Below are 21758 nucleotides of genomic sequence, written 5' to 3' on the forward strand. Positions count from 1 at the left end.
CGGCAACGGAGGGGCCGGCGGACCGGCCGGTACGGGAGTGTCCGGGTGCGCGCCCCGGGCCTGCGGGTGGAGCATGAGGCATCGGCCCGGCCCGGGAGGTGCCCGTGACAGACCAGCAGGACGGCGGCCGGGTGGGTGCCGGCGGATCGGGCGACGACCGACCGGGCGACGACCGGTCCGACCGCGATCAGCCGGTACACGGCCGGCTGGGCCGGATGAGGGACCGGGCCACCGGTTTCGCGACGTCCGCGAAGGCGGCACCGGAGCAGATCCCGATCGTGGGGCGGACGGTCGGCCACCTGCTGCGGGTCAACCTGCTGGACAACGCGACCCGACTGGCCGCGCAGACCTTCCTGAGCGCACTGCCGGCCCTGTTCGTGGTGGCGGTGTTCGCTCCCGCCACCATCCGCGACGGCGTCACCAGCTCGCTCCGCGACCACCTCGGCCTGAAGGGCAACACCCAGCAACAGGTCCAGCAACTGCTGTCGGCGGGCCACGACGACGTCACGCAGAGCTTCGGTGCGATCGGCGCCCTGGTCACCCTGCTCTCCGCGACCGCCCTCAGCCGTGCCCTGCAACGGGTCTGCGAACGCTGCTGGGAGATGCCCAAGTCCAAAACCAGGGTGGCGGTGTGGCGGTGGCTGGTCTGGCTGGCCGTGTGGCTGGTGTTCCTGGTCTTCGAGGTGCCGATCCGCCGGGGCTTCGGTCTCGGCCCGCTGCTGGGCATCCCCCTGGCCTGCCTGGTCGGCACCCTGCTCTGGTGGTGGACCCAGCACCTGCTGCTGGGCAACCGGATCCGCTGGTACCCGCTGCTGCCCGGTGCGGTGCTCTGCGGGGTGGCCGAGCTGCTGCTCGGGGTCGCCGCCCAGGTGTACCTGCCGGGCGCGATGACCCGCAGCGTGCAGAAGTTCGGGCCGTTCGGGGTGGTGTTCACCTCGCTGTCCTGGCTGATCGTGCTGTTTGCGGCGATCACCCTGTCGCTGGTGCTGGGGCGGGTCGTCGCCGAGGAACCGGCGGCCGCCCATTGGCTCGGCACCCGAACCGAACCCGGCCGCCTGGGCGGATGGCGCGAATGGCGTGCGCGGACCGGCCCGACAGGACCGACGGCACCGACGGCACCGACCAAGCCCACAGAAGCGGACGGCCCACCGGACAACCCGGCCGACGGCTGAGCCCCGGACCGTACGGCGTGCCGTACGGTCCGGGGCTCGGTGCCTCCGGGCTCGGTGCCTCCTGGCTCGGTGCCTCCTGGCTGCGGGGAGCCGGGGCTCAGAGGATCCGGAGCAGGCGGTCCGCGATGGACGGCGGCGCCAGGTCGGACTGCAGGGTGACCGGGACCTCCACCCGTCCGTCGCCCTCGCCGGCCGAGATGGTCCCGACCTGGGTGCCGGCCTTGGCGGTGTGGCCGAGCTTGACCGCGTCCAGGGTGACCTGGGCGGTGATGCCGGACCAGCCGGCCACCGTGAGGTCCTTGCCGGCGACGATCGGGACCGTGCCGCCGAGACCGTTGTCCACGTGGCCGACCACGTCACCCTGCTTGGCCAGGGTCTGGCCGGTGAGGCCGTTCTGAGCGGCCGTGATGATCTTCATGCTGATCGGCTGCGCGGCCCGGACCAGGCTGGGCTCCTCCTTGGTCGCGGGCTGGCCGAGGGTGACGCCGAGGATCATCCGCTTGGTGCCGCCGATGTCCTTGACCGCCGCCCACATCAGGCAGGAGCCGGCCGGGGTGGAGGAACCGGTCTTGACGCCGATCACGCCGTTCTTCGGCGAGAGGATCTCGTTGGTGTTGAAGACCCGCTGGCCGTTGAACTTGGTGTCGGGCTCGGCCACGATCTGCCGGAAGATGTCGATCTTCATGACCTGCTCGGCGAGCTTGAGCTGGTCCTTCGCCGTGCTCTTGGTGTCGTTGCTGTAGCCGGCCGGGTCGGCGTAGGTGGTGTTGGTCATCCCGAACTTGGCGGCCTGCTCGTTCATCTTCTTGACGAAGGCCTCCTCCGAACCGGAATCCCAGCGGGCCAGCAGCCGGGCCACGTTGTTGGCCGACGGCAGCATCAGCATCTCCAGTGCCTCGTACTGGTTGAGCTGCTGCCCCTCGGTCAGCGTGATCTTGGACTGGTCGGGATCGCTGGACTCCTGCGCGGCCTGCTTGTCGACGGTGAGGACCGGGCCGGTCTCCCCCTTCTTCAGCGGGTGCGCCTGGAGGATGAGGTAGGCGTTCATCACCTTGGTGACGCTGGCGATCGGGGCCGGCGTCTCCGGACCGGAGCTGCCGAGGCTGCCGACGCCGACCACCTCGGCGGCGGCCTGGCCCTTGGCCGGCCACGGCACGGCGAGCTGGTCGCCCGCGAACGTGAAGGTGCCCGCGAGGCTCATCCTGGCCTTGGGGTCCAGCAGCGGCCGGAGCAGCTGGGCGACCACCAGGACGCCGAGCACCAGGGCCACCAGGACCGTCCAGATGGTGGCCCGCTTGACCGCCCGCTGGAACGGCGTGACCTGCCGCCGGCTGAGCGCGGCCAGCACCTCCATCGCCTCGACGGTGTTCTCCGGCCCCGGCGCCGGCCACGCGTCGGCCTGCGGACCGGACTGCGGGACGGGAGGCACCGGCGGAACCGGTGGAACCGGCGGCACGGTCTCCGACACCGGGAGCGGCCGCGGCGCGGCAGCAGGAACGGCGGCCGGAGCGGCAGCAGGGGCAGCGGCAGCGGCAGCCGCCGCAGGGGCGGCACTCGGCAGCGGCCGGCCGGCCCGCACGGGCTCCGGGTCGGCCTTGGAAGCAGCAGCAGAAGCAGAAGCAGGCGCAGACTCGGACGCAGACTCGACCTTCGCCGCCTCAGCCTCCTCAGCCTCCTCAGCCGCCTCAGCGAACGGCTTGGCCCCCGTCGGCGCGGTCGCCTTCAGCGAGGCCCCGGCGGTCTCCCGGCCGTCCCGCATCGCGAGACGGGGATCGGCGCCGGCCGGCTCGGCGGCCCGTTCGGCCGCCGGACGGCTCGTCTCCGACGCCTGCGGCTCCCCCGCCGACGCCCGTACCGGCGCCCGGTCACCCGGCTCCGCCGCCGCCTGGGCCGCAGTGCTCGCCGACGGCTCGTCACCGGCGGCGGCAGCGCTCCCGGCCGCCGTGTCGGAACCACCCGTGACCTCGGCAGCGACCTCGGCAGCGGCTTCGTCCGCTCCCTCGTCGGCACCGGCTTCGGGGGCGTCGGCGGCATCGTCCCCGTCGGCCTCCGCCTGCTCCGGTGCCGCTCCGCGGGCTGTCGCCGCGCCCGTCGCCGGAGCGGCCGCCGTCACGTCCTTGGGCAGCCGCAGCGCCGTGGTGGCGTTGTCGACCGGCAGGCGCAGCGCGGTGGTGCGGGAGTCCAGATCCTGGATCCGAAGCTGTACGGTCGAGCTGCTCGGCCCGGCACCCGACCCGGTCGGCTCGGGCTCGGCCGATCCGGTCTCGCCGTCGCTGCGCACGTTGTCGGGGGACTCGCCCACGTGACCCATCCTCCTTGTCCGCCCGGCCCAGCCCGGGCCGACCGTCGACCTGTCTTTTTTCGCGCAGGTTCTCGACCTGCTCCACTAGCTGTACAGTCTCCGGCACCCGTGACCCCAGGGGCACGCGCACCCCGCCCGACCGGCGGTTATTGCGCCCGCCCGGGCTGTTCCCCGGGTCAGACGCTGCGCCCTTCGGCGACGGTTCCCCGCTCTGCGGGGCCGTCTGCGGCAAGGTCACGATTCGGAGGCGTACTCGACAAGCCTGTGTGAGAGGCGTCACTCTGTCATTCATCCACGCGGGGAGGCTTGGATGGGCAGGAGCCGCAGAACAATTCCCGAGGAGCTGTTGCTGCTCGCACTGGACCCGGCCACGGGCACCACTGCGCAGCCGCAGACCCTCGACCTCGGACTTGCCGGGGCACAGCTGGTGGAGCTGTCCCTGGCCGGACGGATAGTCCCGGACGGAGATCGGATCGCCGTGGTGATGGCACGGCCGACCGGTGATCCGACCCTGGACCACGCACTGGAGCTGCTGCGCCGTCGTGGCAGCCCGGTCCGTGCCGCGCACTGGATCGGTGGGCCCCGGCTGGGGCTGCGCCAGACGTACCTCGCGCACCTGGAACGGTGCGGCATGGTGACGGCGGTGCCGGGTCAGATGTGCGGGGTGCTGCCGACGACGCGCTACCAGGCGTCGGACGACTGCACCAATGGAGCGATCAAGCAGCGGCTCGACACCGCGATCCGGACCGGCGTGCCGCCGGACCCCCGGACCGCGGCGCTGGCCGCCCTCGCGCACGCGGTCGGGCTGGGGAAGCACCTCTACCCGGGTAACGAGGGCAGGTCCTCGCGGTCACGGCTGCGCGACCTGATTCGCTACGACCCCCTCGGCGGCATGGTGGCGCACGCCGTGATGGACGTGCAGAACGGCCTGCCGGTGCAGCAGAATCGCGCTCCGGCGGCGCCGCCGGGCCGGCCCGCACCTGGTCGTGGTGTGGCGGCACGGGTGGGCGCGCGGTGATCGGCACGCGCCGTTAGCCCGCACAGCACTTCTCGGGGCGGTTCGCCCGGCGCACCAGGCGCCGGACGGGCCGCCCTGTCGCCGTTTCCGGGCCCGCTCCCGGGCCGGGGCCAGCTCACCGCGCCGTCCGCGCCGCCCGCGCCGGTCGTCGGGCCCGCCGCCCGGCCCGCGGAACTGCCCGCTGCCGGACGGTCGCGAAGGCATACAGTCGGCCGTACGGGTCGCACCGGCCCGCTGCCGGTCTCCACCACGCACGGGCCACGGCCCGGCTCGACCAGCTCACCGCACCTCGAACGCCCTTACCGGCAAGGGCGTTCGGAGCGCAAGGGCCAAGATCCGGAATGAACGGTTTTCCGATGATCTGTTCTACCGCGCTCGGGTGATTCACCGGCACGGACCGGAGGTGAGATGGCATGCTGCTCCACATCAGGGGGTTGGTACCAATTTCCACACTCTTCCGCGGCACGGCGCCGTCCGCCGCGCCTGAGGTCCGGCCGGAGGTCGATGTGTCCACCAGCGTCAATCCCACAGTCCGGCGCCGGAGGCTCGGCGCCGAGCTGCGGCGCCTGCGTGAACTGCGGCAGATGACCGCCGAGGAGGTGGCCGGCCGGCTGATGGTGTCCCAGTCGAAGATCAGCCGGCTGGAGAACGGGCGCCGCAGCATCAGTCAGCGCGACGTCCGCGACCTGTGCGACGTCTACGAGGTGACGGACGAACGGGTCCGGGCCGGGCTGATGGAGATGGCCCGCGAGTCCCGACAGCGCGGCTGGTGGCACGACTTCGGCGACATCCCGTACAGCGTCTACATCGGCCTGGAGGCGGAGGCGTCCTCGATCCGGGCGTACGAGTCCTCCTTCGTGCCCGGGCTGCTGCAGACCCGGGAGTACGCCGAGGCGGTGGTCGCGGGGACGCAGCCCGACACCGAGCCGGGGGCGATCAAGCGACGGGTGGACGTCCGGCTCAAGCGGCAGGACCGGATCTACGGCGACGACCAGCTGGGCAGCCTCTGGGTGGTGATAGACGAGGCCGTACTGCGGCGGGCGGTCGGCAGCGCCCAGGTGATGGCGGATCAGCTGGGCCAGCTGCTCACGCTCAGTCAGCGAGCCAACATCAATCTGCAGGTGATCCCCTTCGAGCGAGGCGCCCACCCCGGTATGACCGGGACATTCTCCTTGCTGGAGTTCCCCGAGTCAGCGGATTCGACGGTTGTCTACTTCGAAGGGGTGACGAGCGATCTCTACCTGGAGAAGGACGCGGACGTGCGCCGCTATACCAATCTCTATGACCACCTGCGGGCCGCCGCACTCAGCGTCACGGAGAGCCGGTCATTGATACACACCTATGTAGAAGGGTTCAGAGTCAAATGAGCACCAAGTCCCTGAGCAACCTGGCCTGGCGCAAGAGCAGCCACAGCGGCGGCAACGGCGCCTGCGTGGAGATCGCCGTGCCGAGCCCCGTCGCCGTCGCCGTTCGCGACTCCAAGGACCCTGAGGGCCCTCAACTGCACTTCTCCAACGAGGCCTGGGCCGCGTTCGCCACCGCTGCCGGGTCCGGCGCCTTCGGCGAGGTCTGATCGCTTCCGTCCGCCGCGTCCGGTGCCCGCCGTGCTTCCGCGGCGGGCGCCGTGCCGCCGGGCCAGGTCCGGTCAGCCGGCCGGGTAGCGGGCCTGCCAGCCCTCGGTCCCGTGCAGCTCCGGCCCGTGCAGCAGTTCCAGCACGAAGTCGTCGGCCAGCTCCAGGATCGCCCCCCGGCCCTCCAGTTCGGCCACCAGCTCGGGCGGCAGCGCCGTCTCCCCGTGCAGGACCCCGAGCAGGTTGCCGCAGATCGAGCCGGTGGAGTCGCTGTCCCCGGAGTGGTTGACGGCCAGCAGCAGCCCGGACTTCACGTCCTCCGCCACCAGCGCGCAGTACAGCCCGATCGCCAGCGCCTCCTCCGCCACCCAGCCCTCGCCGAGCGCCTCCACCCGCTCCTGCGAGGGTGCACCGGCCCGGACGGCGTCCAGGGCGGCCCGCAGCGCGGCGGTGGCCTCCTCGTGCCGCGGCCGCTCGGAGAGCAGCGCCAGCGCGAGGTGCACGCCTTCCTCCAGTGTGCCGCCCCGGGCCACGGTGTGGACGATCACCGCGAACGCCCCGGCCGAGAGGTAGCCGGTGGGGTGTCCGTGGGTCAGCACCGAGCACTCGACGGCCAGTTGGAACACCAGCCCCGGCTCCCAGGCGGTGAGCAGGCCGAACGGGGCGGCCCGCATCACCGTGCCGCAGCCCTTGGAGTGCGGGTTGCGCGGCTCGTCGACGGTGCCGAGCCGGTCGGCGTCCGGGCCCGACAGGCCGGACAGGCAGGACTGGCCGGGGGCCCGCTGGGCGTACAGCCACTCCTCCCGGCCGAGCCAGCCGAGATCCGCGCGGCGCTCGTCCGGGCCCCAGTCCCGCTGGGTGGCCGCCCATCGCAGGTAGGCCCGGTGGACGTCGCTGGGCGGGTGCCAGTTGCCGCCGTCCCGGTTGATGTGGGCCCGGATCAGGCCGTCCAGGGTGTACAGGGTCATCTGGGTGTCGTCGGTGACCGCGCCGCGCCGACCGTACGCCGGCACGTAGCCGGTGACGCCCTGCGGGCCGTGGGTCTCGACGATCTTCTCCAGCGGCTCGAACTCGATCCCGGCGCCGAGCGCGTCACCGATCGCACCGCCGAGCAGGCAGCCCCGGACCCGGCTGCGGAAGTCCTGCTGCTGCGCGCGTGACCACAGTGGCATCACGGAGGGGCCTTTCGTCCGGGGCGGGGCGGGGCTGGGCGGCACGGCGGGACGGGGCCGGCCGCGGACGCGCCGCGGGGCGGCCGGACCGGCGCCCACGAGCGTTCGAGCGCCACCGCACTGTATTCGAAGAGGTTGACGGCTTCACCCCCTCCCTCGAACGCCAGGTCCTCAACAGCCCCACCACCGGCACCCGCAGGGCGGCAGGCCGACGACAACCCGGGCCCGCGCCAGGGCCGTCACGAGCTGCGCGACCTGCGCGAGGACCCGATGGTCGGGGCGACGGGCCCGAAGGCGCCGTCCGGGTTCGTACCCGATCCAGGTTGCGCGGCGGCCGCGGACGGGCAGAACTCACCCAGGGGACGGATCCGGCCACAATCTGGGGGGCACGGTGCGCCGGCACAGACCGAAGGCCCGCGGCAGCGGCACCGGCACCGGCACCGGCACCGGCACCGGCGGGCAGGTGCACAACGACATCAACGGCGGGACGTACCACGGCCCGGTGGTCATGGCCGGCGAGGCACGCGTCGTGCTCTTCTCGCTGTTCCAGCGGATACCGAGACCGGTCGCGTGGCTGCTCGCCCTCCTCCTGGTGGCCGGCGCGGTGGGCGGCGCGAAGCTGCTCACCGCGGACCGGGCACCCGGCTCGGCGGGCTCCGACGCGCCCGGCCGGACCGGCGGCCCCGGCCCGTCCCGGACGGCGGCCGGGGACTGGTCCGGCGGCTACCACTGGGTGCTGCCGGCCGACCACGGGATCGACCTCGACGACCCCGTGCCGGACCACGGCGACACCACCGCGTGGACGGCCGACACCCTCTCCGGCTGGTACGGCAAGGGCGGGGACGGGCACGAACAGGTCGGCTTCAAGGACGGGTCGGCCGCCTTCCTCGCCGCCGGCCAGCCCGCCACCCACGCGGCCTGTCTGGCCGCCCGCCCGGTCTTCAGCCCCGTCGGCGGGTTCGCCCCGCAGGGCTTCGACCCCGGCACCCGGATCTGCGTGTTCACCAGCCGGGCGGACGCCCTGCTGTCGGTCTCCGCGAACACCGCCGTCCCCGGGCAGCAGCACACCGGCGAGCTCACCTTCGAGGTGCTCTACGGTCCGAGGAGCGGCTGAGCGACGGCTGAGCGACGGCTACGAGCAGCGGGCGACCAGCGGCTGGCGGCCGGCTCAGTCCAGCACCGGCAGCAGCTCCGGGAGGTGCCCGTCGGAGGCCAGGGCCGCGGCCCGCCGCTCGGCGGGGACCACGCCGTAGGTGGTGGTGCGCTGGCGGTGCGGCCGGCCGGCCGCCTCGGCGATCGCCTCCAGGTCCCGGACGGACTTGTAACTGCCGTACGCCGAACCGGCCATCCGGGAGATGGTCTCCTCCATCAGGGTGCCGCCCAGATCGTTGGCGCCGGAGCGGAGCATCTCGGCCGCACCCTCGGCGCCCAGCTTCACCCAGCTGGTCTGGATGTTGGGGATGTGCGGGTGCAGCAGCAGCCGGGCCATCGCCACCACCGCCCGGTTGTCCCGCGCGGTCGGGCCGGGGCGGGCGACGCCCGCCAGGTAGACCGGGGCGTTGGTGTGGATGAACGGCAGCGTGACGAACTCCGTGAAGCCGCCGGTCCGCTGCTGGATCCCGGCGAGCAGCCGCAGGTGGCCGAGCCAGTGCGCCGGGGTGTCGACGTGCCCGTACATCATCGTGGAGGAGGAGCGGATGCCCAGCTCGTGCGCGGTGGTGACGACCTCGACCCAGGTGGCGGCGGGCAGTTTGCCCTTGGTGAGCACCCAGCGGACCTCGTCGTCCAGGATCTCCGCGGCGGTGCCGGGGATGCTGTCGAGACCGGCCTCCCCGGCCTGCTGGAGCCAGTCCCGGATCGACAGGCCGGTCCTGGTCGCGCCGTTGACCACCTCCATCGGCGAGAAGGCGTGCACGTGGATCCCCGGCACCCGGGCCTTCACGGCGCGGGCGATGTCGAAGTAGGCGGTGCCGGGCAGGTCGGGGTGGATGCCGCCCTGCATGCAGACCTCGGTGGCGCCCACCTCCCAGGCCTGGGCGGCCCGGTCGGCGACCTGCTCCAGCGAGAGGGTGTAGGCGTCGGCGTCGGTGCGGCGCTGGGCGAAGGCGCAGAACCGGCAGCCGGTGTAGCAGACGTTGGTGAAGTTGATGTTCCGGGTGACGCAGTAGGTGACCTCGTCACCGACCGCCGAGCGGCGGACGTCGTCGGCGATCCGGCACAGCGCGTCCAGCGCCGGGCCGTCGGCGTGGAACAGGGCCAGGGCCTGGTCGTCGGTCAGGCGGGTCGGGTCGTCGGCGGCGGTGGCCAGGGCCTGCCGGACGTCGGAGGACAGCCGCGGGACGGGACCCGCCGAGACCTGCTCGCGGAGCACCTCCCAGTCCCCGTACACCTCGTCGAAATCCGCCCGCCGGTCGCCGGTCCGGCCCTCGGTGTCGATGGTGCGGTGCAGGTCGGTGCGCCCGTACGAGGCCGGCAGGTCCTCGGGCTCCTGCCAGGGCAGGCCGACCGGCTTCGCGTCCTGGCGGGCGAGCCCGGTCGCCGGGTCGGCGAGCGCCCGCACGTGCGGCATGATCCGCGGGTCCAGCCACGGCTCCCCGCGCTGCAGGTACCCCGGGTAGACCGTCAGCCGCTCGCGCAGCGCGAACCCCTCGGCGGCGGTCCGGGCGGCCAGTTCCTCGATGTGCGGCCAGGGCCGCTCCGGGTTGACGTGGTCGGGCGTCAGCGGCGAGACCCCGCCCCAGTCGTCGATGCCCGCCCCGATGATCAGCGCGAACTCCTCGTCGACCAGGTTCGGCGGTGCCTGGATCCGGGCGGACGGCCCGAGCACCAGCCGGGTCACCGCGACGGCGGCCGCCAGCTCGGCCAGCTCGGCGTCCGGCATGGCCCGCATCGCGGTGTCCGGCTTGGCCCGGAAGTTCTGCACGATGACCTCCTGGACACCGTGGTACTGCCGGGCGATCCGGCGGATCGCGAACAGCGCGTCGGCGCGCTCCTCGTACGTCTCGCCGATCCCGATCAGCACGCCGGTGGTGAACGGCACGGCGCTGCGGCCGGCGTCCTCCAGGACCCGCAGCCGGACGGCCGGTTCCTTGTCGGGCGACCCGTGGTGCGGGCCCCCGGGCTCGGACCACAGCCGGGTCGCGGTGGTCTCCAGCATCATCCCCATCGACGGCGCGACCGGCTTGAGCCGCTGGAAGTCCGTCCAGCCCAGCACCCCGGGGTTGAGGTGGGGCAGCAGGCCGGTCTCCTCCAGCACCCGGATCGACATCGCCCGCACGTACGCGAGGGTGTCGTCGTAGCCGTGCGCGTCCAGCCACTCGCGGGCCTCGGGCCAGCGCTCCTCGGGCCGGTCGCCGAGCGTGAACAGCGCCTCCTTGCAGCCCAGCGCGGCACCCTGACGGGCGATCTCCAGCACCTCGTCCGGGGCCAGGAACATGCCGTGCCCGGCCCGCTTGAGCCGGCCCGGGACGGTGACGAAGGTGCAGTAGTGGCAGCGGTCCCGGCACAGCCGGGTGAGCGGGATGAAGACCTTCTTCGAGTACGTGATCACCCCGGGCCGTCCGGCCTCGGCCAGCCCGGCGTCCCGGACCCGCGCCGCGGTGGCGCACAGGTCGCGCAGGTCATCGCCGCGGGCCTGGAGCAGCACCGCCGCCTCGCCCGGGTCCAGCGCGGCGCCGTCCCGGGCTCGGCGCAGCGCCCTGCGCATCGAGGTGGCGGTGGGGGCCGGCCGGGGGTCGGGGCGGGGGGCGTCCGTTGCGTCCATGGGGCGACGATACGCGAGCGATCAGACCACAGGACGACGTGACCCTGACGCGGACTCAGGGTCACGTGAGCCGGCAGGCGTACCCCGATCTGCCCCTCTGGGGCGATGCCGGGACCCGGGTCGGGGGCCTCTAATGGAGACTGCAACGGCAGCTACCGAGGGTGGGAGAACATCGTGGAGCAGAACACGCCGCGCCGGACGCGGCGGCGGACGACCGTGCGGGTCCTGGTGCCGGTGGGCGTGGCGGCCGCGGTCGCGGCGGGCGTCGGCCTGGTGCCGGCACTGGCCAGCGACAGCCAGCCGAACCTCCCGCCGATCACCGCCGAGCAGTTGGTGGCCAAGGTCCTGGGCTCCGAGACCGACACGTTCAGCGGAACGGTGAAGGTGAAGGCCGACCTGGGGCTGCCCACCCAGCTGCTGGGCATGGCGGGCGGCGGCCGGGGCGGCTCGCCTCAGGAGAAGGCGGTGGAGCTGCTCGGCGGCGAGCACACCCTTCAGGTCGCCGCCGACGGCCCGGACCGTCAGCGGGTCGGCCTGCTCGGCAACCTGAGCGGCTACGAGGTCATCCACAACGGTGACCAGGTCTGGGCCTGGGACAGCGTCCACAACGAGGCGTACCACGCGACGGCGCCGAAGGGCGGCGCGCACGGCGGGGCGGCCCGAACACCGCTCGGCTCCGGAATGCCGACCCCGCAGGAGCTCGCCCGGCAGTTCCTGGCGGCCGGCGCGGGGACGACCTCGGTGACGGTGGACGGCACCGTCGAGGTGGCCGGGCGCGCGGCCTACAAGCTGAGCGTGAAGCCCACCCAGACCGGCTCGACCATCCGCGAGGTGCGGATCTCGGTCGACGCCGAGCGCGGCGTGCCGCTGGCGGTACTGGTCCAGGGGTCGGACGGCAGCAGGGTGCTGGACGCGCACTTCGGCTCGGTGTCCTTCGCCAGGCCCGCCGCCAAGACCTTCGAGTTCAGCCTGCCCAAGGGCGCGAAGGTGACGGAGGCCGAGGACGCCGGCCGGGACGCGGGCGCGGCGCCGGCCGCCCCCTCCGCACCCGCCGCACCCGCCGCGCACGAAGGCCCGAAGGGCGCCGGGTCCGCCCCGGACGTCAACGTGGTCGGCGAGGGCTGGACGTCGGTGCTCACCACCCGTCTGCCCGACGCCCGGGCCGCGGCCGCCGCCGGCGAGGGCGCGCCCGGCAAGGGCGGCCACGGCGGCGCCCCGCAGAACCTGCAGTCGCTGGCCGGTTCGCTGGGCAAGCCGGTCGGCGGCGGCACGCTCGTCAGCACCAAGCTGCTGAACGTGCTGATCACCGACGACGGCCGGGTCTTCGCGGGCGCCGTGACGCTGCCGGTGCTGCAGAGCGCGGCCGGGGTGAAGTAGTGGCCTCTCCGGTGACGGAGCGGCCTGCGGGCCGGGCTGCCGAGGGCGGCCCGGCCCCCGCCGCCGAGGACGTGATCCGCACCCGCGGGCTGACCAAGCGCTTCCGCGGCGGCCAGCTCGCCGTGGACGGACTGGACCTGACGGTCCCGAGCGGGAGCGTCTTCGGCTTCCTCGGCCCCAACGGCTCCGGCAAGACCACCACCATCCGGATGCTGATGGGTCTGATCGCGCCGACCGCCGGGACGGCCTCGGTGCTCGGCGAGCCGATGCCCCGCTCGGTCGGCCGCGTGCTGCCCCGGGTCGGCGCGCTGATCGAGGGCCCGGCCCTGTACGGCTTCCTCAGCGGCCGGGACAACCTGAGGCGCTTCGACGCCGCCGACCCCACCGCCGATCCGCGGACCAGGGACCGCCGGGTGGCCGAGGCGCTGGACCGGGTCGGGCTGACGGCGGCGGCCGGCAAGAAGGCGAAGGCGTACTCGCTGGGCATGAAGCAACGGCTCGGCCTGGCCTCCGCGCTGCTGCAGCCGCGCGAGCTGCTGGTCCTGGACGAGCCGACCAACGGGCTCGACCCGCAGGGGATGCGGGAGATCCGGGCCCTGATCCGGGAGGTCGCGGCGGAGGGCACCACGGTCTTCCTCTCCTCCCACCTGCTGGACGAGATCGAGCAGGTCTGCACGCACGCGGCCGTGATGTCCCGGGGCCGGCTGGTGGTCCAGGGCACGGTCGCCGAGCTGGCCGCCCGGGCACAGGGCCGGCTGGTGGTCCGCACCCCGGACACCGAGCGGGCCGCGGCGGTGCTGGCCGAGCACCGGGTGGCGGGCGTCCGCGCCGGCGAGGGCCTGGTGGAGGGTACCGCCGAGCTCGGCGACGGCCCGTTGGCGGACCTGTGCGCGGCGCTGGTGGGCGCCGGGGTGCGGGTGCACGGCTTCGGGGTGGAGCGCGGCACGTTGGAGGACGCCTTCGTGGCGCTGACCGGGGAGGGCTTCGATGTCGCAGGCTGAGGCGGTGGACGTGGCGACACGGGCGGCGGAGCGGGCGCCGCTGGAGGCGCGGGTCCGGCCGCAGACGGTGCCGGGCTTCCTGGCCCTGTTCCGCAGCGAGGTGGGGCTGACCTTCCGTCGGGTCCGGACGATCGCCCTGCTGGCCATCCTGGCCGCGCTGCCGGTGCTGATCGGTGTGGTGGTGAAGGCCGAGACCGACGGCGGGAGCGGCGGCGGTCCGGCCTTCGTCGCCCAGGTGACCCAGAACGGCCTGTTCCTGGTCTTCACCTCACTCGCGCTGACCCTGCCGGTCTTCCTGCCGATGTCGGTCGGCGTGGTGGCCGGGGACGCGATCGCCGGCGAGGCGAGCGGCGGCACGCTGCGCTACCTGCTGGTCGCCCCGGCGGGCCGGACCAGGCTGCTGGCGGCCAAGTTCACGGCGGCGCTGACGTACTGCCTGGTGGCCACCGTGGTGATCGCGCTGGCCGCGCTGGCGACCGGGGCCGCGCTGTTCCCGATGGGTGAGGTCACCCTGCTGTCCGGCGACTCGATCGGGCCCGGCGAGGCCCTGCTGCGGGCCGTCCTGGTGGCCGGCGTGGTGGCGCTCTCGCTGGCCGGGCTGGTGGCCATCGGCCTGTTCGTCTCCACCCTGACCGGCAGCGGCATCGCGGCGATGGCGACCACCGTGGTGCTGGTGATCACCGTGCAGATCCTGGACAGCTTCCCGCAGTTGCACGCCGTCCAGCCCTACCTGTTCAGCCATCAGTGGCTGAGCTTCGGCGACCTGCTGCGGTCCGACATGTACTGGGACAACGTGCTCCAGGACCTCGGCCTGCAGGCGCTCTACGTCGCCGTGTTCGGTTCGGCCGCGTGGGCGCGGTTCACCTCGCGGGACATCAGCGCGTAGCGGGTGCCGGTTCAGGCGGCCGGCGGCGTGCGGGACGTCGCGGCGGCGCAGGCCAGCACCGCCAGCTGGGCCGGCGCGACCAGGAACAGCGGCGACCAGTCGGGGCAGACCAGCCGCACCCCGGCGGTCAGCCCGTGCAGCCTGGCCCGGTAGGAGCCCCTGAGGTCGACCCGGTCCAGCCGGTACGGCGGTGCGAGGGTGATCGCGGGGCAGCCGGGCCGCTGCCACTGGATGGTCGTCGGGCCGCCGCGCGAGCCCTGGGTGAGCACCAGTTCCCCGGCCTCCGCGCTGGCCGGCTTCTGCCGGACCGCGGGCACCCGGAGGGCGTCCGCGACCGTTCCCGGGCGGGCGGCCCGGCGCGACGGGCGGGTGAACCGCCCCATAAGGTCGACCATCGCAAGCCCTCCTGCGGGCCCCTGGGCACGGTGCCGAGCTGGGTACCCGGCGACAACCCCGTGTGGCACCCCGGACGTTAGCAGCAGAGCACTCCGCTTGAGGAGATCCGGAAAGGAGATGTTCACCCGCTCCGGGACCCGGCACCCCCGCCGACCGGCGCCGGGAACCTTGACGGCCGCCACCCCGGGCGGGTGGGATGTCACCGTCCCGAGCGAGCACCCGTCGTTCACCCTGCGTCTCGACCCACCCGCGGCCGCCGTCGTCCGCACCACCGGGGGAGCCACCAGCCACGCCGATCCGCCGCCGGGCGCTCCTGCTGGGCGTGCCCGCCGTCGGGGCCGTGACCGTGCTGGCCGGGTACGGGCGGGCCGGCGTCGCCCGGGCCTCGGCCCCGGGCCCCACCGGGCAGTTCGAGCTCTACTCCTGGTGGACCGACGGCCCCGAGCAGCACGGCCTGCTGGCCCTGCTCGCCGACTTCAGGGGCCGCGCTCCCCAGCTGAGCTGCTACAACGGCGCGCGCATCGGCCGGGCCACCGCCGATCCGAAGGCGGAGCTGGGCCGGCGGCTCGCCGCCGGGGACCCGCCGGACAGCTTCCAGTGGCACGCCGGCGCCGAACTCGCCGACCTGGCCGCGGCCGGCCGGCTGACCGCGCTGGACGGGCTCTACCGGCAGGAGGGCTGGGCCGCGACCTTCCCGGCCGCCCTGCTGCCGGGGCTGCGCGGCCCCGGTGGCTACTACGGCGTCCCGGTCGGCATCCACCGGGCCAACCTGATCTGGTCCAACCCCGCGGTCCTGGCCCGGGCGGGCGCCGATCCGGCTCCCCCGACGGTCGGCGCGCTGGTGGACAACCTCCACCGGGTGGCCTGCACCGGCGTGGTCCCGCTCGCCCTCGGCGGCTCGTGGAGTGCCAAGCACCTGCTGGAGACGGTCCTGCTGGCCGCGGTCGGCCCCGACGGCTGGCCAGGGCTCTGGTCCGAGCTCGGGCAGGACACGGTGCCCGCACCCGGTACGGCGGTCACCGGCACGGCACAGCACCGCACCGGCGGACCCGAACGTGGCCCAGTCGACGGCGACGGGCCCGACGGCGGCTGGAGCTCGGAGCGGGTGACCGGCGCCCTCAACGACTTCCGGGAGCTGCTGGCACTGAGCAGCCACGCCGACCCCGCACTGCCGGGTTGGGAGGACGCCACCGCCCTGGTCGGCACCGCCCGGGCCGGGTACCAGGTCACCGGCGACTGGGCCGAGGGCCACCTGCGCGGCACGCTGGGGCTGCGCCCCGGGCTCGGCTACGACTGGGCGCCGGCGCCCGGCACCGACGGGGTGTTCCAGTACCTCTCCGACGTGTTCGTGCTGGCCGCGGGCGCCCGGCACCCGGCGGCGGCACTGGCCTGGCTGGCCGAGTGCGGCAGCCCGGACGGGCAGCTGGCCTTCAACGGCGCCAAGGGCGCGATCCCGGCCCGGACCGACCTGCCCGCGCAGGCCAGGACGCTGTTCGGCCCGTACGCGCGGTGGTCGCTGGAGCAGTGGCGCGACGCCCGGATCGTCGGCTCACTGACCCACGGCGTGGTGGCCTCCACGGCATGGAACGCGCGGATCGACGCGGCGCTGGCGGTCTTCCTCGGTGACCGGGACGTGGCGCGTTTCCAGGACGCGCTGGCCGCGGCGGCGGCCACGTCCCGGCCGGGCGGCGCCGCTAGCGCGTGACGGCGGGGGCCTCGCCCGGAGCCGCCGCACCGGGAACGGCCCCACCGGGGCCGGCGACGGTGACGGCTGCCGCGCCGTCGGCTCCGGCGACGCGGGCGCGGGCCGCGGCGGCGGCCGCGCGGTCGGCCCGGACCCGGCGCAGCGCGTCGACGGTGAGCACCACCAGGGCGGCCCAGACCAGGGCGAACCCGGCCCAGCGCGCGGGCGGCATCGACTCGTGGAAGACCGCGACGCCGATCAGGAACTGGAACACCGGTGCGAGGTACTGGAGCAGCCCGAGCGTGGTCAGCGGCACCCGGACGGCGGCGGCGCCGAAGCACATCAGCGGGACCGCGGTGATCACACCGCTGAGGATCAGCAGCCCGGAGTGGCCCCAGCCGTACTCGCCGGGGACGACCCGGCCGAAGCTGCCCTGGCCGTGGACGGCGAGGTAGCCCATGAAGGCCAGCGCGAACGGGAACATGGCCGCGCTCTCCAGCGCGAGGCTCTCCGGTCCGCCGAGCGCGACGCGCTTCTTCAGCAGCCCGTAGGTGGCGAAGGACAGCGCCAGGGTGAGGGCGATCCACGGGAGCCGCCCGTACCCGACGGTGAGGACGACGACGGCTGCCGCGCCGATGCCGACCGCCGCCCACTGGGCGCGCCGCAGCCGCTCGCGCAGCACCAGGACGCCGAAGCCGATGGTGACCAGGGGGTTGATGAAGTACCCGAGGCTGGTCTCCACCACGTGACCGGAGTTCACTCCCCAGATGTAGACGCCCCAGTTGACGGAGATGAAGGCGGCGGCCAGCGCGGAGAGCGCGAGCCGCCGGGGCTGGGCGAGCAGGGGCCGGATCCAGGCCCAGCGGCGCTGGACGAGGAGCATCAGGGCGACCGCGACCATCGACCAGACCATCCGGTTGGCCAGGATGTCGGCCGCGCCGGCGGGCTCCAGCAGCGGCCAGAACAGCGGGAACAGGCCCCAGATCCCGTAGGCGGCGAAGCCGTACCAGAGTCCTCTGCGTCCCTCTGCCATCCCGGGCCTGCCCTCCGCGCGCACTGGTGTCGGAGCGACGGTAGCGGGCGGGAGGGCAGGATGTCATCTCCGTTTTCGGTTTTTACTCATGACATCCGCGATGTCGCAGGTCAGGCGTCCAGCGCGACCTTCACGGTGTCCGCCAGCCGGACGGTCGGCCGGCCGATCAGCCGGGCCAGGTCACCGTTGCGGCGGGCCAGGTCACCGCGCGCGATCGCCTGGTCGACGTCGACGAAGATGTCGGCGAACGCGGCCGGCATGCCCGCACCGACCAGCACCTCCCGGTGCTCCGCGGGCGGGACGTCGCGGTAGGTCACCGGGGTGCCGGCCTGCGCGGCCAGCGCGGCCGCGTACTCCGCGAGCGACCAGGCGACGTCACCGCTCAGCTCGTAGACGGCGTTCTCGTGGCCGTCGCCGGTGAGCACCGCGACCGCCGCGGCGGCGTAGTCGGCGCGCGGTGCGGTGGCGACCCGGCCGTCACGGCTGCTGCCGACCAGCTCGCCGCGGGCCACCGCGCCCGCGGCCTGCGCGGTGTAGTTCTCGGTGTACCAGCCGTTGCGCAGGAAGACGAAGGGCAGGCCGGACTCGCGGATCGCGGCCTCGGTCGCCTTGTGCTCGTCGGCCAGCCGGAAGCTCGCCTCGTCGCCGCCCAGCACCCCGGTGTAGGCGAGCAGCCCCACCCCGGCGGCCTTCGCGGCCTGCACCACGGCGCGGTGCTGCGGCTCGCGCTTGCCGATCTCGCTGCCGGAGATCAGCAGCACCCGGTCGCCCGCGGCGAAGGCGGCGTCCAGCGTCTCGGGGCGGTCGTAGTCCACCACCCGGACCTCGACGCCGCGCGCCGCCCAGTCGGCGGCCTTCTCGGCGGAACGCACCGCCACGGCGATCCGCTCGGCGGGGACCTCGGCCAGCAGGCCCTCGACGACGAGGCGGCCCAGCTGGCCGGTGGCACCGGTGACGACGATCATCTTCTGCTCCTGGAAGGTTGTCCTCTGCTTCGCCACTCACTTTATGGACGGCACTAACCTTCCGTAAGTACGCACTTGAAAGTAGGGTACTGACATGGAGGTAATGGAGCAGGAACGCACCCACCCGGAGAGCTCGATCGTGGAGCGGCTGCCGGACGTCTACGACCGGATGTGCCCCTCGCGCGGGGTCCTGGAGCACGTCACCAGCCGCTGGGGCGTCCTGGTCCTGGTGGCCCTGATGGAGCGCGGGTACCGGTTCAGCGAGCTGCGCCGCCGGGTCGCGGGGGTGAGCGAGAAGATGCTCGCCCAGACCCTGCAGAACCTGGAGCGCGACGGCTTCGTGCTGCGGGTGGCCCACCCGGTCATCCCGCCCCGGGTGGACTACAGCCTGACCCCGCTCGGCGACGAGGCGGCACGGCTGGTCTCCGACCTGGCGCACTGGGTCGAGGGCCGGATGTGCGCCGTGACCGAGGCCCGCGAGGCGTACGACGCCCGCTAGACCGGCCCCGCCCCGGCCGCGACGGCGGCCGGGGCGGGCGGTTCACCGGCGCAGGAAGGCCACCTCGGGGAAGGCGGGGCACGGGCCGTCCAGCAGGGTGCTCGGTACGCCGCGCAGCTGCCGGTCCAGGAACGCCCCGACGTAGGCCCGGGTCACCGTGTCGGCCCGGGCCCCCTTCATGGTGCCGAAGACCGGGCCGGACTCCTCCGGCGGGACCTGGTCGCGGGTGCCGAGCGCGTCCACGTACCAGTGCACGTCGGTGAAGGACAGGTGGCCCGCGCCGTCCACGTCCAGCCAGCGCTTCCAGCCGCGCAGCCGCTCCCAGGCGGCGGCCCAGGTGAGCGGGTCCGCCGTCCGCTGCTCGCCGAGCAGCAGCACCGGCCGGTCCAGGCCGGCGGCGGGCGGCTCGGTGAAGAAGTCGCCGTCCAGGTCGACGGCGGCGTCCACCCGCGCGTCCCTGCCGAGCAGTTCGACCGCGGCCGCGCCGCCGATCGAGTGGCCGACCACGGCGACGTGCCGGGCGTCGACCGGCACGGGCGAGCCCGCGGCGGTCTCCGCCGACGGGTTCCGCGCTCTGCTGACCCCCCTGCGGGCGGACGCGGCCGCGCTGGGCGACACCGCGCCCGAGCCCGCCGAGGGGCGGGTGCCCTTCGTCCTGGTGGTCGGGCGCGAACTCGCGCCGCCGGCCCTGACCGTGCCGCTCACCACGCTCGCGGGCGGGTCCCGGCCCGGCGTGATCGACCGCAACTACGCGCCGGGGGACGTCGAACGCTTCGTCCCCACCGTGGAGTTGCCGTCCGGCACCGCCCACCTGCTGCTGGACGTCCAGCGCGGCGAGGAGTTCTGCGGCGCCGTCCCGAGCGCCGCCATGGCGGCGATCGCCGGGCGCGGACGGCAGTTGCTGACCGTCGAGGAGGGCATCGCCCTGGTCACCCAGTACCCGCAGTTGCTGGCCAGGAACAAGTGCTTCTCGCTCGGCGCCTCGCGCTGCGGCGACCGCCGGGTGCCGGCGATCTGGATCAGCCAGGGCGCACCGAAGCTCGGCTGGTGCTGGGAGGGCAACCCGCACACCTGGCTGGGCATGGCCTCCGCGGGCAGCCGCCGCTGACCGGGCGACCGGGCCGCGCCGCCCGGTCAGGCCCGGTCGGCGGGCGCGGGCCGGCGCCACACCAGCGGAAGGACGAACGCCGCCACCACCGCGAGCAGACCCGCCAGGGCCATCGCCCGGCCGGCACCGACCGCCTCCACCTGCTGGAACGCCGCCGTGAGCGCCTCGCTGGTCGCCTGGTCGACCGAGGACAGGATCTGGTCCGCCAGCTTGGAGTCGGTCACCGCGTTGCCCAGCTGCTGAACGTCCGTCTCGGACAGCCCCGCCGCCTTCGCCCGGTCGGTCGCCTGGTTGGTCTCCACCGCCTGCTGGACGGCGACCGTCACGGCGACGCCGAACGCGCCGCCCAGCATGCTGGTCACCTTGAACATCCCCGACGCGGTGCCCGCCAGCTCCTCCGGCGGGCCGGCCACCGCGGTGTCGGACAGCGGGATCGACATCAGGCCGAGGCCTGCGCCGAGCACCAGCAGGCCGGCGGCGAGGATCGCGTAGTTGTAGTGCCGCCCGATGATCGACGCCACCAGCGTGCCGACGCCCAGCAGCAGCACCCCGAGCACCACCGGCAACCGGGCCCCGCGCCGGGCGGACACCCGCCCGCCGTACGGGTTGAACAGCAGGATCGTCACGGTCGACGGCAGCAGCAGCAGTCCGGCCGTGACGGCGTCGTACCCGCGCACCTCCTGGAGGTAGAGGGTGAGCAGGAAGCTGACCCCGGCGAAGACGATGTTCATCACGGAGTTGGCGACCAGCGCCCCGCAGAACGGCCGGGACGAGAACAACCGGAGGTCGACCAGCGGGTCCGCCACGCGCTTCTCCAGCAGCACGAACAGCCCGGCGAGCACCACCGAGCCGACCAGCAGACCGATGATCAGCGGGTCGTCGAAGCCCTTCTCCTGCCCGGCCGTGCACCCGTACAGCAGGCAGAACGCGGCGGCCGCGCTGGTGAACAGGCCCGGCAGGTCGATGTGCCGGGAGGCGTTGGGGTCGGTCGACTCGACGGCCCGGCGGCGCACCAGCCACAGGGCGACCAGGGCCAGCGGGGCGTTGATCCAGAACGTCGAGCGCCAGCCGAGCACCCCGGTCAGCACACCGCCGACGGCCGGCCCCGCGGCCTGGCCGACCCAGGCCACCGCCATCCAGGCGCCGAACGCCCGCGGCTGCTCCTCGGGCGGGAACATCGGCGGGATCAGCGCCAGGGTCGCCGGCAGGATCAGCGCGGCGCCGACGCCCATCGCCGCCCGGCCGACGATCAGACCGGTGACCCCCGGCGCGAACGCCGCGACCAGCGAGACCGCACCCATCGCCAGCAGGCCGAGCTCCAGCATCCGCTTGCGGCCGAACACGTCACCGAGCCGGCCCGCCGCCAGGACCAGGGCCCCGGTGGTGAGGCTGAAGGCGTTGTTGGCCCACTGCAGGTCGGGCAGCGAGGCCGACAGCTCCCGGGAGATGGTCGGGACGGCGACCCCGAAGTCCGCGAACGACAGCCAGACCATGCCGGCGGCGACGCACATGCCCGCCAGCGCCGTCCAGCGGTGCTCCGAGTACTCCTCGCGGGACGGACCGGTCGACTCGGCCATGCACCGGCTCCCAAGAATCAGACCGGCGGCTCGCCGGGGCGGACGGCTCAACTATCCGGCCACCGGGCCCGGCTGTCGCGCGACACCCTCGGCGCGGGCCCGCGGCTCCGCCGGATGGCCCCCATCCGCCGAACGCGGCGCCCCACCGGAGGCACGGGCCCCACCGAACGCGGCGGCGCCCCACCGGACGCACGGGCGCCCGGCCGTCGGTACCGGCCGGGCGCCCGCGTGCAC

Annotated in this window: 19 protein-coding genes; 11 read left to right on the forward strand and 8 right to left on the reverse strand. The window is 74.2% G+C overall.

Going from position 1 to position 21758, the window contains the following annotated elements:
• The first annotated feature begins 104 nt into the window (after positions 1-104).
• Positions 105-1172, forward strand: a complete 1068-nt coding sequence (locus tag ACIOFR_RS08375; protein ID WP_400993549.1) for a YhjD/YihY/BrkB family envelope integrity protein — start codon at positions 105-107, stop codon at positions 1170-1172.
• Positions 1173-1269: 97 nt separating this feature from the next.
• Here the strand turns inward: ACIOFR_RS08375 and ACIOFR_RS08380 are convergent, their stop codons facing one another.
• On the reverse strand, positions 1270-3474 hold the full coding sequence (locus ACIOFR_RS08380; protein ID WP_400993552.1) for a D-alanyl-D-alanine carboxypeptidase: 2205 nt from the start codon (positions 3472-3474) through the stop codon (positions 1270-1272).
• Positions 3475-3784: 310 nt separating this feature from the next.
• Between ACIOFR_RS08380 and ACIOFR_RS08385 the strand changes: the two genes are divergently transcribed.
• From ACIOFR_RS08385 to ACIOFR_RS08395, 3 genes are all read left to right on the forward strand, one after another.
• A complete protein-coding gene (locus ACIOFR_RS08385) occupies positions 3785-4492 on the forward strand; it encodes a GPP34 family phosphoprotein (protein ID WP_400993554.1) in 708 nt (235 codons plus the stop codon).
• 506 nt (positions 4493-4998) lie between these two features.
• Positions 4999-5859 carry a helix-turn-helix domain-containing protein gene (locus tag ACIOFR_RS08390; protein ID WP_400993556.1) on the forward strand — a complete coding sequence of 287 codons (861 nt, stop codon included), beginning with the start codon at positions 4999-5001 and terminating at the stop codon, positions 5857-5859.
• The gene (locus tag ACIOFR_RS08395; RefSeq protein WP_400993559.1) at positions 5856-6065 is read left to right on the forward strand and encodes a DUF397 domain-containing protein; all 210 of its coding nucleotides are present in this window, start codon (positions 5856-5858) and stop codon (positions 6063-6065) included. Before ACIOFR_RS08390 ends, ACIOFR_RS08395 begins: the two co-directional genes overlap by 4 nt.
• Positions 6066-6137: 72 nt before the next feature.
• Here the strand turns inward: ACIOFR_RS08395 and ACIOFR_RS08400 are convergent, their stop codons facing one another.
• Positions 6138-7235 carry an ADP-ribosylglycohydrolase family protein gene (locus tag ACIOFR_RS08400; protein ID WP_400993562.1) on the reverse strand — a complete coding sequence of 366 codons (1098 nt, stop codon included), beginning with the start codon at positions 7233-7235 and terminating at the stop codon, positions 6138-6140.
• Positions 7236-7626: 391 nt separating this feature from the next.
• On the opposite strand from ACIOFR_RS08400, the gene ACIOFR_RS08405 reads away from it, so the two are divergent.
• Entirely contained in the window at positions 7627-8349 is a 723-nt protein-coding gene (locus ACIOFR_RS08405) for a hypothetical protein (RefSeq protein ID WP_400993565.1), read from the forward strand.
• Between the two features lie 54 nt (positions 8350-8403).
• Here ACIOFR_RS08405 and ACIOFR_RS08410 read toward each other — a convergent pair whose 3' ends face one another.
• A complete protein-coding gene (locus ACIOFR_RS08410) occupies positions 8404-10998 on the reverse strand; it encodes a bifunctional FO biosynthesis protein CofGH (protein WP_400993568.1) in 2595 nt (864 codons plus the stop codon).
• Positions 10999-11172: 174 nt separating this feature from the next.
• Between ACIOFR_RS08410 and ACIOFR_RS08415 the strand changes: the two genes are divergently transcribed.
• From ACIOFR_RS08415 to ACIOFR_RS08425, 3 genes are read left to right on the forward strand one after another with little or no spacing between them, the layout of a single operon-like run.
• Positions 11173-12375 carry an outer membrane lipoprotein carrier protein LolA gene (locus ACIOFR_RS08415; protein ID WP_400993571.1) on the forward strand — a complete coding sequence of 401 codons (1203 nt, stop codon included), beginning with the start codon at positions 11173-11175 and terminating at the stop codon, positions 12373-12375.
• Positions 12376-12386: 11 nt separating this feature from the next.
• The gene (locus ACIOFR_RS08420; RefSeq protein ID WP_400993574.1) at positions 12387-13376 is read left to right on the forward strand and encodes an ABC transporter ATP-binding protein; all 990 of its coding nucleotides are present in this window, start codon (positions 12387-12389) and stop codon (positions 13374-13376) included.
• On the forward strand, positions 13363-14262 hold the full coding sequence (locus tag ACIOFR_RS08425; RefSeq protein WP_400993577.1) for an ABC transporter permease: 900 nt from the start codon (positions 13363-13365) through the stop codon (positions 14260-14262). Before ACIOFR_RS08420 ends, ACIOFR_RS08425 begins: the two co-directional genes overlap by 14 nt.
• Positions 14263-14273: 11 nt before the next feature.
• Here ACIOFR_RS08425 and ACIOFR_RS08430 read toward each other — a convergent pair whose 3' ends face one another.
• Positions 14274-14657 carry a hypothetical protein gene (locus ACIOFR_RS08430; protein WP_400993580.1) on the reverse strand — a complete coding sequence of 128 codons (384 nt, stop codon included), beginning with the start codon at positions 14655-14657 and terminating at the stop codon, positions 14274-14276.
• A gap of 323 nt (positions 14658-14980) precedes the next feature.
• Between ACIOFR_RS08430 and ACIOFR_RS08435 the strand changes: the two genes are divergently transcribed.
• On the forward strand, positions 14981-16363 hold the full coding sequence (locus ACIOFR_RS08435; RefSeq protein WP_400993582.1) for an ABC transporter substrate-binding protein: 1383 nt from the start codon (positions 14981-14983) through the stop codon (positions 16361-16363).
• Here the strand turns inward: ACIOFR_RS08435 and rarD are convergent.
• Both rarD and ACIOFR_RS08445 read right to left on the reverse strand, forming a co-directional pair.
• Positions 16353-17375: an EamA family transporter RarD gene (gene rarD / locus ACIOFR_RS08440; protein ID WP_400993585.1), complete on the reverse strand. Its 1023-nt coding sequence runs from the start codon at positions 17373-17375 to the stop codon at positions 16353-16355. The genes ACIOFR_RS08435 and rarD overlap by 11 nt on opposite strands.
• Before the next feature lie 110 nt (positions 17376-17485).
• Positions 17486-18340 (reverse strand): SDR family oxidoreductase, encoded by an 855-nt coding sequence (locus ACIOFR_RS08445; RefSeq protein WP_400993992.1) that lies wholly within the window; start codon positions 18338-18340, stop codon positions 17486-17488.
• Positions 18341-18443: 103 nt separating this feature from the next.
• On the opposite strand from ACIOFR_RS08445, the gene ACIOFR_RS08450 reads away from it, so the two are divergent.
• Positions 18444-18839 (forward strand): winged helix-turn-helix transcriptional regulator, encoded by a 396-nt coding sequence (locus ACIOFR_RS08450; protein WP_400993994.1) that lies wholly within the window; start codon positions 18444-18446, stop codon positions 18837-18839.
• Between the two features lie 42 nt (positions 18840-18881).
• On the opposite strand, the gene ACIOFR_RS08455 is transcribed toward ACIOFR_RS08450, so the two are convergent.
• Positions 18882-19373 (reverse strand): hypothetical protein, encoded by a 492-nt coding sequence (locus ACIOFR_RS08455; protein WP_400994023.1) that lies wholly within the window; start codon positions 19371-19373, stop codon positions 18882-18884.
• A gap of 52 nt (positions 19374-19425) precedes the next feature.
• Between ACIOFR_RS08455 and ACIOFR_RS08460 the strand changes: the two genes are divergently transcribed.
• Positions 19426-19947 (forward strand): DUF5701 family protein, encoded by a 522-nt coding sequence (locus ACIOFR_RS08460; RefSeq protein WP_400993996.1) that lies wholly within the window; start codon positions 19426-19428, stop codon positions 19945-19947.
• 26 nt (positions 19948-19973) lie between these two features.
• On the opposite strand, the gene ACIOFR_RS08465 is transcribed toward ACIOFR_RS08460, so the two are convergent.
• Positions 19974-21524, reverse strand: a complete 1551-nt coding sequence (locus ACIOFR_RS08465; RefSeq protein ID WP_400993588.1) for a DHA2 family efflux MFS transporter permease subunit — start codon at positions 21522-21524, stop codon at positions 19974-19976.
• Between the last annotated feature and the right edge of the window lie 234 nt (positions 21525-21758).

Source organism: Kitasatospora sp. NPDC088346 (assembly GCF_044740765.1).
GTDB lineage: Bacteria > Actinomycetota > Actinomycetes > Streptomycetales > Streptomycetaceae > Kitasatospora.